The following is a 14,020-nucleotide window of genomic DNA, read 5'->3' on the forward strand; positions in this document are numbered from 1 at the left end:
AGGATTGCTGAGAACTGTTTCTGCTCGGCGTAATCAGCGGCGGTACGAACACTGAATGCCGCCGTTAGTGACATGCCATGCTCCGCGAGATTGGCTTGAAGAGCCAAAAAACGAGCTGATCCGTCTCCAAGGTAGAGAATGTCCGGTACAACTTCGAATGTCGGCAGCGGCNATGCAATTCCAAACGCTGAGGCGGATTCCGTACGAAGCTTGAGTTCAGAAAGACGGTTTGTGCGGCGAGAGATCGCCTCAAGGCGTCCCCGCAGTACAGGCAGATCGCGATCTCGTGGAATGACCACCGCGTTCTCGAAACAACTCGCAACAGAGGCGTCTCCAAGCACCATGACTGGACGCAGAGAAGCGCCTATTTGTGCGATAGCCTCATCGAGGATGTCATTGTCAATGCTTGCCGTGTCGATGAGTAGAGCGTCTGTCGACTGGCAAGATAGAGGCGCATCCGCCTTGAAGGGCCTGACACGCCCTACCTTCAACCGCGACATGATCATCTCCAGTCGGGGGCTGGATGCCAAGACTTCGATTGGTGGGTCTAGATATGCGAGATGATTCATAAAGCTCAAAAGATTGCGGGAGTCGACGTTGCGATACCCCTTCCTTTTGCGACTCGTCGGCTTAATGATCCGCTAAATTGACCTCGAGAGATTAGACAAAGGGTAGGAATATCATGGCTCAAGGACCGCTTAACGGCGTGAAGATTGTGGAATTCGCAGGTATCGGCCCCGGACCATTCTGCGGCATGCTCCTGTCNGATCTTGGCGCTGACGTTATACGCATCGATCGCAAAGGTGATGGCCGGCCGGGGCGAGCTGCCGATGTNATGGGCCGNGGNCGACGCTCAATTGGGTTGAACCTGAAGGATCCGGCNGACGTCGAGACGGCGTTGAAACTGCTAGAGAAAGCTGACGGTCTCATCGAAGGGTTTCGACCTGGCGTGATGGAGCGCAACGGCCTNGGACCNGATGTAGTTCTCGCGCGCAATCCCAAGCTGGTCTACGGGCGGATGACCGGCTGGGGCCAAACCGGGGCCCTGTCGCATTCTGCTGGCCATGACTTGAACTACATTGCCATTACAGGTGCGCTTCACGCGATGGGTGACGGCGATGGTCGACCTCGACCGCCGCTNAATCTGGTTGGCGACTATGGNGGAGGCGCTCTGTATCTCGCCATGGGTCTTCTCGCAGGTTTGATGAACGTAAAGAATGGCGGCGANGGGCAGGTCGTGGATGTGGCGATGTCGGACGGCGCGGCGTCGCTGGCGACAATGTTCTACGGCATGAAAGCGATGGGTCTCTGGACTGATGACCGCGAGGCGAACCTGTTGGATGGCGGCGCGCATTTCTATGACACGTACGAGTGCGCGGACGGCAAGTGGGTCTCCATCGGCTCTATTGAGCCGCAATTCTACGCTCTGCTTGTCGAGAAGGCCGGCCTTACAGATCCCGAATTCCAGGCACAGATGGATCGATCGAAGTGGCCAAGCTTGAAAGAAAAAATCATGACTGTCTTCAAGACCAAGACTCGCGATGAATGGTGCGAGATCATGGAAGGGACGGATATTTGTTTCGCGCCGGTGTTGTCCATGTCCGAAGCACCTCATCACCAGCACAATGTCGATCGACAAACTTTCGTTGAGGTTGAGGGCGTGGTCCAGCCAGCGCCAGCGCCACGATTCTCGGCGACACCGGGCGCCATTCAAGGACGACCAGCTGGCCTGGGCGAACATTCCGACGAAATCCTGCGTGACTGGGGAATTACCTGACTTCAGCTCGCCTGAAAGATGAACACAACACAACCGAAGGCATTCCGATTCATTCAGTTTCGTTCTGCTAACAATCATGGCGTTGAGCACATGTGCCGGCAGTTAGCCGGGATTGCTGCTCAACGTCCTTCTTGCTGACCTTGATCGCCCTGCGGGGCGATCCTTTTTCTTGCGCCGAGGCCCTCGCTCCTTAGTCTGCAAGAAACAAGTCAGAAACCAGCGAGTTCTCATGAAGAAATTGATCCTATTAATGAGTGCGCTTCTATTGGCTGCGTGCGGCGGCCCTTCAGCTCCTGAGCGTGATGAGGGGTACGACGTTGCGGAGCAAAATTATCGGGAATTGCACCATCGCTTGCTGGTTATGGATTCTCACCTCGACACCCCTGCAAACCTGTCCAACCCGGACTTTGATATTCTGGCTGATAACCCCACCAAGTTGGGGCGCGTGCAGGTAGATCTTCCCAAGATGGAGCGAGGCGGTCTCGATGGCGGCTTTTGGGTGATTTACACTCCACAGGGGCCCCTCAACGTGACCTCATATGAAGCAGCAAAGCTCGCCGCTTTGAAGCGCTCGGATGAAATTCTGCAACTGATCGAAATGCATCCGAACGAATTTGAGCTAGCCACTACCGCGGATGATGCTGAGAGAATCGCAGCCTCCGGCAAGAAAATCGTCTATAAATCCATCGAGAACAGCTACCCACTCGGCACCGACCTGGGAATGATCGAAGAGTTCTACAATTGCGGCGTTCGCCTGATTGGTCCTGTCCACTTCATGGACAACCAATTTGCGGACAGCGCGACCGATCTCAGCGCATCTGATCTCGGAGGACTCACCCCTTTGGGGGAGGAGCTGATTCGGGAAGCGAACCGGCTGGGTATGATGATCGACGCGTCTCACGCAGCTGATTCAGCGCTCGAGGCCATTATGGAAGTCTCCTCAACGCCTGTCGTGCTGTCTCATACGGGAGTGAGCAGTCTGTATGACCATCCGCGAAACATATCAGACGACCTTTTGAGAAAGGTCGCGGCGGATGGTGGCGTTATCCAGATCAATGCTCTTGGTGCATATATAGAAGATCTCGAACCACCAGCGGAGCGGGTTGAGGCAATGCAGGCACTATCAGAGGAGTTTAGCGGAATATCCCCGTTCGATCTCAGCTCCAACGAGCGTGAACGCTATTTGGCGCGTCGTCAGGAGATCAATGAGACGTATCCCATGCCTCTGTCATCGTTCGAAGTGTTCATGGATCAGATGCTACACGCGCTTGCGATCGTGGGGCCGGACCATGTCGGTATGGGAGCAGATTGGGATGGGGGAGGCGGCGTTGCCGGCATGGAGGACGTTTCCGATCTTCCAAAGGTAACGGAACGACTTCTTGAAGAAGGCTACTCCAAAGAGGATTTGGAGAAAATTTGGGGCGGAAATCTATTGCGCATCATGCGACAAGCCGAAGCTGCCAAACAAAATTGAGCGAATAATGGCGACTGAAGAAAATCATACTGCGATGATGATGTAGTCTTGCATTGGACCGAGGGGATATGTATGAGGCCCCTTTCCAATTCACGCGCAATTTTGCGCCAAACCACCGGATACCTGTTATGGCAGTCCCTAAGAGTAAAGTTTCGAAGTCTCGTCGCGGCATGCGCCGTTCGCACGACCGCCTCGACATGAACACATACATCGAAGACGCAGACTCCGGTGAGCTGCGCCGCCCGCACCACATCGACCTGAAGACCGGTGTATATCGCGGTCGTCAGGTTCTTGAACCACGCGACGACATCTAAACAATCGTCCTGCTGTTGCGCTTTGCGGCGCACAAGCTTAAGGGTTCGAGCGCTTCCTGCCAGAGCAGGGAGCGCTTTTTAGTTTCAGGCGCAAAGGTAAAGCCACACATGAGCGAGATCATCGACATCCATGCCCGCGAAATTCTGGATAGTCGGGGGAATCCGACAGTCGAAGTTGATGTAACTCTTGAAGATGGCTCTGTTGGCCGCGCCGCAGTGCCTTCAGGCGCATCGACCGGCGCCTACGAGGCGCATGAGCAACGCGATGGCGATTCTGAGCGCTATCTCGGTAAAGGCGTCCTGAAAGCAGTAAACGCCGTGAATGGCGAGATTTTCAATGAATTGGCAGGTTTGGACGCCACTGAGCAACGCATGATCGACATGTTGATGATCGATCTCGATGGCACAGAGAACAAATCGCGTCTCGGCGCCAATGCGATTCTGGGGGTCTCCATGGCGCTTGCCAAAGCTGCAGCGGAAAGCTCTGCCATGCCGCTCTATCGCTATGTCGGCGGACCCAATGCCCGCGTATTGCCAACACCTATGATGAACATCATCAATGGCGGTGCGCACGCAGACAATCCAATCGATATTCAGGAATTCATGGTGATGCCAGTCAGCGCGGAGAGCCTCGCTGATTCTGTCCGCATGGGTGCCGAAGTGTTCCACGCTTTGAAGAAGACGCTGAGCGAAGCCAGCCACAACACCAACGTTGGGGATGAGGGCGGATTTGCTCCGAACCTGGCGTCTACCGACGAAGCGATTGGCTTCATCATGAAAGCGGTCGAGAAGGCCGGTTACAAGCCGGGCGAAGACATCGCGCTGGCATTGGACGCCGCTTCGACCGAATTCTACAAGAATGGCAAGTATGAGCTGGCAGGCGAAAACAAGTCGCTGGGTTCTGACGAGTTCGCAGCCTATCTGGCCGATCTTTGTGCCCGTTATCCGATCATTTCTATTGAAGACGGCATGGCCGAAGACGACTGGGATGGCTGGGTTTCGCTGACAGAAGCAATTGGCGACAAAGTGCAACTGGTCGGTGACGATCTGTTCGTAACCAATCCCGACCGACTTTCCATTGGTCTCCAAAAGGGTGCGGCCAACTCTATTCTGGTGAAGGTCAACCAAATCGGTACATTGTCCGAGACTTTGGACGCTGTGGANCTGGCCCATTTGCACGGCTACACTGCGGTCATGTCTCACCGTTCCGGAGAAACAGAAGACGCAACAATTGCGGATCTCGCTGTCGCGACAAATTGCGGTCAGATCAAAACGGGTTCCCTGTCCCGCTCTGATCGGATTGCAAAGTACAACCAACTGATTCGAATCGAAGAAGAGTTGGGGCCTGTTGGAATCTTTGCTGGACGATCCCGCATCAACGCAGCCTGATTTGCATCACCTGACACGGCCGATGGCGCTCACTTTCTCTTAACCAAACCGCCTTTAGGTGAGGTCATGAGATCGCGATTCGAGGCTGTCGGCCTGTCACTTCTTGTCTTGTATTTTGCCTACCACGCCTTTGCGGGGGAGAAGGGGCTCGGCCGATGGTCGGATGCCCAGATGGAGCTTGAGGATCGCAAGGCTGTTCTGGCCGATCTTGAGCAGGATCTCGCTCGTCTCGAAACCGATATTCGCCGCCTGACACCGGGATCTGTAGACCCAGATTTCGTAGAAGCCATGGCGCGTGACAAGCTCGCTTTCGTCTATCCGAACGAGATTGTTTTACTTTCTCCGGAACCAAGCTCTGCAAATTGACATAGTTGTTCTGACTTGTCGTTGCGTTATCGCGCATACATAAGTCCACAAAAGGGTTGGAGCGATTTATGGCGACGAAATCTAGAAGTACCAAAAAGGCACCCTCCAAGGGCAATAAAGCGGAGATGCTGAAATACTATCGGGAAATGCTCCTGATCCGCCGGTTTGAAGAGAAGGCCGGCCAGCTTTACGGCATGGGAAAGATTGCCGGGTTTTGCCACCTCTATATCGGCCAGGAAGCCGTTGTGACGGGTATGCAGGCCTGCTTGAAGGAAGGTGACCAGATCATCACGGGGTATCGCGATCATGGGCATATGCTGGCCTGTGACATGGACCCGAAAGGCGTGATGGCAGAACTGACAGGACGCATCGGCGGCTACTCCCGAGGGAAGGGCGGCTCAATGCATATGTTCTCCAAAGAAAAGAACTTCTACGGTGGTCATGGAATCGTTGGAGCCCAGGTGCCAATCGGCACGGGCCTCGGATTTGCCAACAAGTATCGCGGCACGGACAACGTTGCCGTAGCCTATTTCGGTGATGGCGCCGCAAACCAGGGCCAAGTGTACGAAGCGTTCAACATGGCTTCGCTATGGGACCTTCCGGTTGTTTATGTCATTGAAAACAACATGTACGCGATGGGTACGAGTGTTGCCCGGCACGCCTCAGAAACTGAGCTCTACAAGCGCGGTATTTCCTTTGAAATAGAAGGAGAAGAGGTGGACGGCATGGACGTCATGGCCGTGCGGGCGGCGGGCGAAAAAGCCGTCAAGTATGCGCGTTCCGGAAAGGGGCCGTACATTCTGGAAATGAAGACCTACCGCTACCGCGGTCACTCAATGTCAGACCCTGCCAAGTACCGCAAACGCGAAGAGGTCGATGACATTCGCTCCCACCATGATCCGATTGAGGGCCTGAAGACACAGCTCCTTGAGCAGGGCCACGCGAGCGAAGATGAGCTCAAAGATATAGACAAGGAAATCAAGGGTATCGTGAAAGAGGCCGCAGACTTTTCCCTTGAAAGCCCTGAACCTGATCCATCCGAACTGTGGACGGACGTTCTCAAAGACGTCGAGGTGGCCTGATGTCTGGCGCCTGTGAAACCCGACAGTCCTTGATCCAGTTTTTCGGAGCACAATAATGTCCGTAGATATTCTCATGCCTGCCCTGTCTCCGACAATGGAGGAAGGCACTCTTTCGAAATGGCTCAAAAAGGAAGGAGATACGGTCTCTTCCGGTGACGTCATTGCGGAAATCGAGACCGACAAGGCCACGATGGAAGTAGAAGCCGTCGATGAAGGCACGCTGGCCAAGATCCTGGTGCCTGAAGGGACCGAAGGCGTAAAAGTGAACGCGGTAATCGCAGTGCTTGCGGAAGACGGTGAAGATGCCTCCTCCGTAGAAGCGAAAAACGCTTCAAGCTCTTCGACCGAGTCCAAAGAGGCGGCAGAGGACAATACTTCCAAAGAATCTGACGATGAGAGTGAAGCTGCCGCTGAACCTCAGGCTGCGATTCTTTCTGACCCAACCATTCCAGAAGGCACATCCTTCACCGAAACCACAGTGCGCGATGCCTTGCGTGATGCGATGGCCGAAGAAATGCGCCGTGACGAGTCAGTCTTCGTCATGGGTGAAGAAGTCGCAGAGTATCAGGGCGCATACAAAGTGACGCGTGAACTGCTTCAGGAGTTCGGTGCGAAGCGTGTTGTAGACACGCCGATTACGGAACACGGGTTTGCAGGTCTGGGCGTTGGAGCAGCATTTGCTGGCTTGAAGCCGATCGTCGAATTCATGACGTTCAATTTTGCTATGCAGGCGATTGACCAGATCATCAATTCTGCAGCCAAGACGCTGTACATGTCTGGTGGTCAGATGGGATGTCCAATCGTGTTCCGCGGGCCAAACGGCGCAGCTTCACGTGTCGGCGCTCAGCACAGCCAAGACTATTCTGCTTGGTACGGACAGGTGCCTGGCCTCAAGGTAGTCGCGCCATATGATGCGGCTGATGCCAAAGGCCTTCTCAAGGCAGCTATCCGTGATCCGAACCCGGTCGTTTTCCTGGAGCATGAACTCCTCTACGGCAACAGTTTCCCGGTCCCGGATATTGATGATCACATTTTGCCGCTTGGCAAAGCCAAGGTGAAGCGCGTCGGTAACGACGTAACTCTGGTTGCGCACTCGCGAATGGTGGGATTTGCGCTGCAAGCTGCTGAGACCTTGGCAGAGCAGGGGATAGATGCCGAGGTTATTGACCTGCGCACCATTCGCCCGCTCGATACCGACACGATCATTGAGAGCGTAAAGAAAACCAACCGTATCGTTTGTTGTGAAGAGGGATGGCGGTTCTTCGGTATTGGCGCGGAAATTTCCGCCACCGTGACTGCAGAAGCGTTTGACTATCTTGATGCGCCGCCGGCTCGGGTGCACCAGAAAGATGTACCTCTGCCGTATGCGGCAAATCTGGAGGCNATGAGCCTTCCGAACGCCGATGACATTGTCGAAGCCGCGCGAGGAGTTTGCTATGTCGACTGAGATACGAGAACTCAAATCCCCTCCCTCTATTGAAGGGGCTGATGCCGCGCAGGAAATGATCCGGTTCTGGATTGCCGACAATACCGATCATGTAAGCCTTCGCGTTGGAGACGCAGCTGATCCCGCGACAGAACCAACCATGTGGGGGTTTATCCTGGGTGACATCGCAAAGCATGTCACGGATGCCTTCAAGGATCTTCACCCGGACGGCCCGGAGAAAGAGGATATCATCAAGGAAATCGTGACTGGTTTCCTGAACCGCATACAATTCGGCCCGAAGTCTCCGGGCGACGTTCAGAAGATGGGTGACTGATATGGCTATCGACATCACAATGCCCGCCTTGTCGCCAACCATGGAGGAAGGCACGCTCGCGAAATGGCTCGTGAAAGAAGGCGATACAATTTCGTCCGGTGATGTGATCGCAGAGATCGAAACGGACAAAGCTACAATGGAGGTCGAAGCTGTCGACGAGGGGGTTGTCGCCAAGATTCTCGTTGAGGCGGGCACTGAAGGCGTGAAAGTGAACGCAGTTATTGCGGTCCTCGCGGAAGAGGGCGAGGACGCATCGTCAGTTCAGGCATCATCCAAGCAAGAAACGCCTAAAGCTGATACGCCTGCAGCATCCGGTGAATCTGACGCTTCGGAAAANTCGGATGTGACGCCGAAATCAGACAAGTCGGTAGAACCAGCACGTCAAGTATCAAAGCCGCCCTTACCACCTGCAAACTCACAGGATGGTCGTATCAAGGCCAGCCCTCTTGCACGGCGTATCGCAGATATGAAAGGCCTCACNCTCTCAGACCTGAAGGGTACGGGNCCTCGCGGACGCATAATCAAGCGCGACGTTGAAAACGCCCAGCCCACACCCGCCAACGCATCTTCGGGAGCAATGGCGCGTCCAGATGGGTTGATCCTGCCTCAAATTCTTGATGATCGAGTATATTCTCCGGATAGCTACGAACTTGTGCCTCTGGACGGTATGCGCAAAACAGTGGCNAAGCGCTTGACGACTAGCTTCATGCAGGTGCCGCATTTCCCGCTGAATATAGATCTGGAGCTTGACCATCTTCTAGCTAGCCGCGCCGCGATCAACGCGGCCGCTCCTGAAGGTGTGAAGGTGTCCGTGAATGACATGCTCATCAAAGCGGCGGCAATGGCGCTTATGGACGAGCCGGATTGCAACGCGTCTTACACAGATAATGGCATCGCCTATCATAAGCACGCGCACGTATCTGTCGCCGTCGCGATTGATGGTGGATTGATTACACCCGTTGTATTCAAGGCTGAGACCAAAGGACTGGCGGAAATATCGGAAGAGATGAAAGATCTTGCCAGTCGTGCACGANACCGCAAACTGAAGCCGCAAGAATATAGCGGCGGTACCTTCAGCATTTCGAATCTCGGCATGTTTGGCATCAAAAGCTTCGCCTCCATCATCAACCCGCCCGAAGGCATGATCCTCTCGGTGGGAGCTGGTGAAAAGCGTGCCGTGGTNGATAATCAGGGCAATCTCGTTGCGCGCACGGTTATGACCGTCACCCTGACTTGTGATCACCGCGTTATTGGCGGCGCGGAAGGAGCNAAATGGCTGCAAGCCTTCAAGCGATACGTTGAAACGCCTGAAGCGATGTTGCTCTGATGCTTCGCCCCGGGCTGATCGCGATTAGCCTTGTGCTTGCGGCTGCCTGCAGTGACGAGCGCATATCACCGCCTCCAGAGCAACGTCTGAACGAGGAGGCGATGCGCGACATTGCGAGTGAATTCGCAATACAAAAAGGAATGAACCTTCTCTGCGAGCGTGAAGGCCCGGATCTGTTAGGCAACTTCATGGAAGACCTTCGATATGAGGGNGTCGACCGGCAGATGCGAGAGAGCATCATGGCCGAAAGCGTAGAGACGATGAACAAGATTTCGGCCGAAGAGCCCGAATATATCTGCACACCTGAAATGTTCGAAAGCGCAAATCTGCGCGTGTCTCAGGCCATGCTGTCTTGGGACGAAATGAGAGGAATAACGCAATGAGCACCCAGTACGACCTCATCGTGATCGGCTCCGGGCCAGGCGGATACGTGTCGGCCATCCGAGCCTCTCAACTTGGTATGAAGACCGCAATTGTTGAGCGTGAGAGCCTCGGTGGAATCTGCCTGAACTGGGGCTGTATACCGACCAAAGCGCTGTTGCGTTCTGCAGAAGTGTTGCACCTTGCCAAACACGCAAAGGATTTCGGCCTCAAAATCGACAAGGCCGATTTTGACCTGGATGCGGTCGTGAAACGTTCCCGCGGCGTGGCCAATCAATTGTCGACTGGCGTGAAGTTCTTGATGAAGAAAAACAAGATCGACGTCATCGAAGGCACTGCGCGCCTCGAAAAAGGAGAGCCTGCGCCAAAGGTGATCGTGAAAGACAAGGATGGGAAAGACACTTCCTACCAGGCCAAACACGTCATGCTCGCGACTGGCGCGCGGGCGCGAGATATTCCTCAGGCAGGTCTCGTTGCTGACAAGAAACTGATCTGGACCTATCGCGAAGCCATGACGCCAGACGTCATGCCAAAACGCCTTCTCGTAATTGGTTCTGGCGCAATCGGAATTGAATTTGCGAGCTTCTATCATGAGCTGGGCGCTGACGTTACAGTTGCAGAAGTCATGGACCGCATCTTGCCTGTGGAAGACGAAGAGATATCCAAACTCGCTGATAAGGACTTCAAGAAACAGGGCCTCAATATCGTAACCGGCGCGAAGGTGGAAAACCTGACCGCAGGCAAGACTACAGTGACAGCCGAGATCACAGACAAATCAGGCCAGAAGCAGAAGCAAGAGTTCGATCGCGCCATTCTCGCTGTCGGTATTGTCGGGAATGTTGAAAACCTCGGTCTCGAGGCGCTCGGTGTGAAAGTCGAGAAGACCCATGTAAAGGTGGATAATTTCGGCCGAACCGGCGTGAAAGGACTGTATGCGATCGGGGACCTTACAGGTCCTCCGTGGCTCGCGCATAAGGCATCCCATGAGGGTGTTGTATGCGTGGAAGGCATCGCGGGCGCCAATCATGCAGAACCGTTCGACCCGTGGAATGTGCCGGGATGTACGTACGCACACCCTCAAGTGGCCAGTGTCGGTCTGACAGAGAAAGCCGCCAAGGAAAAAGGCTACGAAATCAAGGTCGGGCGCTTTCCATTCATCGGTAACGGCAAGGCCATTGCAATGGGTGCTTCTGAAGGACTGGTCAAAACAATCTTTGACAAGAAAACCGGCGAGCTGCTGGGAGCNCACATGATCGGNGCTGAAGTCACCGAACTGATCCAAGGATACGTGATTGCTCGGCAGGGCGAGTTGACGGAACAGGATCTCGCGCACACCATCTTCCCGCATCCGACCATCTCAGAAAGCATGCACGAATCCGTTCTCGATGCTGAAGGTCGCGTGATTCACATATAATTGTCGCCCCGGTGCGGCGACGCCTACACCGGGGAGCATATCATGAAGTTGAGCGTCGGACCTGGAGCGCTGGTAGCNGCCGGCTTCATTGGTCCCGGAACGGTTACCGCCTGTACCGTCGCAGGCGCCAATTTTGGCTTTGCATTGATATGGGCGCTGGCATTCGCGACAGTTTCCACAATTATCCTGCAAGAGATGGCGGCCCGCTTGGGCATAGTGTCGGGCAAAGGGCTAGCCGCCGCTATGACGTCGCCAGAGAACGGCCCAATTGCGCGATGGGCAATCATCAGTCTGGGCGTTGCGGCCTTGGCTGTTGGTAACTCAGCTTATGAGGCAGGAAATCTCACCGGCGGTGCATTGGGCATTGAAGCGCTACTCAATGGTGGGGCCGGGACACATAAGCTTGTCGTCATTTGTCTCAGCGTGATTGCAGCTGGGTTCCTGGCCTTTGGCCATTACAAACACATCGAAAAGTTATTGATTGCACTTGTCGTGATGATGAGCGCGGCCTTCATCNGCAGCGTCGTCATTACCCGCCCGGATCTCAGCGCCTTGGCCCGCGGGTTCATTCCCTCCATTCCGAGTGGTGGATTGCTGACGGCTGTTGCGCTGATCGGTACAACCATTGTGCCGTACAATTTGTTTCTCCACGCTTCCACAGTTCGCGATAAGTGGCCTCATGGAACAACTCAAGCCACGAAAGCGGCAAGAACAGACACTATCACCTCTATAGGTTTGGGCGGAATTATATCGNTCCTGATCTTGTCGACTGCCGCNTCTGCACTNTTCGGATCGGGCATCAGCGTCTCNTCAGCAGCAGACATGGCTATTTCCGTTGAGCCCGCGTTTGGTGTCGCAGCCAAATACCTTGTCGGAATTGGCTTGTTTGGCGCGGGTCTTTCATCTTCGATCACCGCGCCCCTGGCGACGGCATATGCTCTGACCGAGTTTGGGGGGCTTCGCCGGGATGGTTGGCAGTTTCGGATCATAGCACTAACGGTATTGCTGATTGGGACCATTGTTGCGCTGATCGGTGTCAGGCCGGTGGAAGTGATCCTGATTGCGCAGATCGCGAACGGGCTGATCCTACCCATCGTGGCGACTTTCCTGCTGGTCGCCATGAACAGAGCCAAACTGCTTGGGACGTATGTGAACTCGACATTGTCGAACGTTCTGGGCAGTCTTGTCGTTATAATTACTTTTGGTCTCGGCTTGCGTCTGATCCTGAGAGCCTTAAATGTCTGGCCATGAGCCGCACGATTTGCCTGAATTCTGATATTGGCGAATTACCAGGTGAAACTGGTCGTGCGCTTGACCGCGCCATTCTGGACGTCGTTAGCCGCTGCAGCATCGCATGTGGAGGGCACGCAGGCGACGAAGATAGCATGCGNGCCACGCTTAAGGCAGCGAAGGCCCGAGGCGTAGTTGCAGGTGCGCATCCATCCTATCCAGATAAAAAGAACTTTGGACGCATTTCTGTCAGCCTGTCTCCTGAAGATCTTGAGGCGTCACTACGCCAACAAGTCCGCNCGCTCTCGAGTCTCGCCAGGCTGCAAGGCGTCGTACTCGANCACCTGAAGCCACATGGTGCTCTTTACAATGACTCTGCGAAGGATGCGGNTCTGGCACAAATCGTAGTTCGCATTGCTCATCAGAGCCGTATTCGCGCAGTTATAGGACCGCCGAACTCTGTTCTGCGCAAAGTGGCACTCGAAGCAGGTCTCGATTTCGTCGCAGAAGGTTTCGCGGACAGACAGTATAGTTCGGATGGCTCATTGGTCCCACGTTCAGAGCCCGGCTCTGTATTGACATCAGTGCAAGAACAAGTCGCTCAAGTCTTGCACATCTCGGAAGAAGGATGTGTCACGGCTCGAGATGGAAGCATGATTTCACTTCCTGTAGAGACCATTTGCTTGCATGGCGACACGGCCGGAGCGATCCAGTCCGCCCTCGGCATAAGGGAGGCGCTGCAGACAAGAAAAATCGAAATCAAAGCGCATCTTCCGCAATGACTGCGCGTGATCTGCAGTTCATTGGTGATGATGCGATACGAATAACAGTGTCACAGCCGGAAGAGCGATTTCAGCTTGCCGACTTTCTGCACAGATCCGGAAATTGGGCGGAAATTGTCGTTGGCAAACGGAGCGTCACAGTCCAATTTGATCCTCTCATTATCAGTCCAACCGAAGTAGCTCGTAGGCTGAGGGATGTTGAGGTATCAGATCTCGGTTCCGCAAGTGTTGCACACGGAATGAGAACTCTAAAGATCCAGACAAACGACGGCAATGCTCCGGACCTTGCTGAGTGCGCAGAAACAAATGACTGCTCGATAATCGAGTTTCTGGAACGCATTCAAAGGTCAAATCTGCGTGTGGATATGCTGGGTTTTGCGCCTGGCTTTGCTTATGTAGATGGTGTCGATCCGCAACTCGAGGGCACGCGCCTGGAACATCCTCGCCAATTGGTAAAAGCAGGATCAGTCGGGTTTATAAGCGGACACCTCGGAATATACGCGTTGGATGGTCCAGGGGGTTGGCCAATTATTGGCAGGACGGACGCGCTTCTTTTCGATGAATCGAAGTCAGACCCATTTCTGATCAAGCCTGGCTTNGGTCTTCAGATAGAATGGNTTTAGAATGGTAATGCGCATTCTTGATCCGGGCCCTCAAGCGTCGCTGCAAGGAGCCCCCAGAGGGGGATTTCGTCAGTTTGGGATGCCGGCTGCCGGAGCGGCAG

General features: G+C 54.5%; 13 protein-coding genes. All 13 read left to right on the top strand.

Features of this window, described 5'->3' with window-relative positions; genetic code table 11:
• Window positions 1–682: 682 nt before the first annotated feature.
• The gene (locus CBB91_RS00120) at window positions 683–1,777 is read left to right on the top strand and encodes a CaiB/BaiF CoA-transferase family protein (protein WP_273010897.1); all 1,095 of its coding nucleotides are present in this window, start codon (window positions 683–685) and stop codon (window positions 1,775–1,777) included.
• Window positions 1,778–2,006: 229 nt separating this feature from the next.
• Window positions 2,007–3,251, top strand: a complete 1,245-nt coding sequence (locus tag CBB91_RS00125) for a dipeptidase (protein ID WP_273010900.1) — start codon at window positions 2,007–2,009, stop codon at window positions 3,249–3,251.
• Window positions 3,252–3,379: 128 nt separating this feature from the next.
• Window positions 3,380–3,565, top strand: coding sequence for a 50S ribosomal protein L32 (rpmF, locus tag CBB91_RS00130; RefSeq protein ID WP_035555369.1), 186 nt, complete (start codon window positions 3,380–3,382; stop codon window positions 3,563–3,565).
• Between the two features lie 108 nt (window positions 3,566–3,673).
• The gene (eno, locus tag CBB91_RS00135) at window positions 3,674–4,954 is read left to right on the top strand and encodes a phosphopyruvate hydratase (RefSeq protein WP_273010903.1); all 1,281 of its coding nucleotides are present in this window, start codon (window positions 3,674–3,676) and stop codon (window positions 4,952–4,954) included.
• Window positions 4,955–5,020: 66 nt separating this feature from the next.
• On the top strand, window positions 5,021–5,320 hold the full coding sequence (locus CBB91_RS00140) for a septum formation initiator family protein (protein ID WP_035555154.1): 300 nt from the start codon (window positions 5,021–5,023) through the stop codon (window positions 5,318–5,320).
• A gap of 68 nt (window positions 5,321–5,388) precedes the next feature.
• The gene (gene pdhA, locus CBB91_RS00145) at window positions 5,389–6,402 is read left to right on the top strand and encodes a pyruvate dehydrogenase (acetyl-transferring) E1 component subunit alpha (RefSeq protein ID WP_273010906.1); all 1,014 of its coding nucleotides are present in this window, start codon (window positions 5,389–5,391) and stop codon (window positions 6,400–6,402) included.
• A gap of 55 nt (window positions 6,403–6,457) precedes the next feature.
• The gene (locus CBB91_RS00150; RefSeq protein WP_273010909.1) at window positions 6,458–7,849 is read left to right on the top strand and encodes a pyruvate dehydrogenase complex E1 component subunit beta; all 1,392 of its coding nucleotides are present in this window, start codon (window positions 6,458–6,460) and stop codon (window positions 7,847–7,849) included.
• Window positions 7,839–8,162: a DUF5076 domain-containing protein gene (locus CBB91_RS00155; RefSeq protein ID WP_162176020.1), complete on the top strand. Its 324-nt coding sequence runs from the start codon at window positions 7,839–7,841 to the stop codon at window positions 8,160–8,162. The genes CBB91_RS00150 and CBB91_RS00155 overlap by 11 nt, the downstream gene beginning before the upstream one ends.
• A gap of 1 nt (window position 8,163) precedes the next feature.
• Window positions 8,164–9,489, top strand: a complete 1,326-nt coding sequence (locus CBB91_RS00160; protein ID WP_273010913.1) for a pyruvate dehydrogenase complex dihydrolipoamide acetyltransferase — start codon at window positions 8,164–8,166, stop codon at window positions 9,487–9,489.
• Window positions 9,490–9,868: 379 nt separating this feature from the next.
• Window positions 9,869–11,284, top strand: a complete 1,416-nt coding sequence (gene lpdA / locus CBB91_RS00165; RefSeq protein WP_273010916.1) for a dihydrolipoyl dehydrogenase — start codon at window positions 9,869–9,871, stop codon at window positions 11,282–11,284.
• A 42-nt stretch (window positions 11,285–11,326) separates the two neighbouring features.
• Window positions 11,327–12,535, top strand: a complete 1,209-nt coding sequence (locus CBB91_RS00170; protein WP_273010919.1) for an Nramp family divalent metal transporter — start codon at window positions 11,327–11,329, stop codon at window positions 12,533–12,535.
• On the top strand, window positions 12,532–13,296 hold the full coding sequence (gene pxpA, locus CBB91_RS00175; RefSeq protein ID WP_273010922.1) for a 5-oxoprolinase subunit PxpA: 765 nt from the start codon (window positions 12,532–12,534) through the stop codon (window positions 13,294–13,296). The genes CBB91_RS00170 and pxpA overlap by 4 nt, the downstream gene beginning before the upstream one ends.
• The gene (locus tag CBB91_RS00180; RefSeq protein ID WP_273010926.1) at window positions 13,293–13,919 is read left to right on the top strand and encodes a carboxyltransferase domain-containing protein; all 627 of its coding nucleotides are present in this window, start codon (window positions 13,293–13,295) and stop codon (window positions 13,917–13,919) included. Before pxpA ends, CBB91_RS00180 begins: the two co-directional genes overlap by 4 nt.
• The last annotated feature ends 101 nt before the right edge of the window (window positions 13,920–14,020 follow it).

It is taken from the genome of Hyphomonas sp. TMED31, from assembly GCF_002172815.1.
Classification (GTDB): Bacteria; Pseudomonadota; Alphaproteobacteria; order Caulobacterales; family Hyphomonadaceae; genus Hyphomonas; species Hyphomonas atlantica.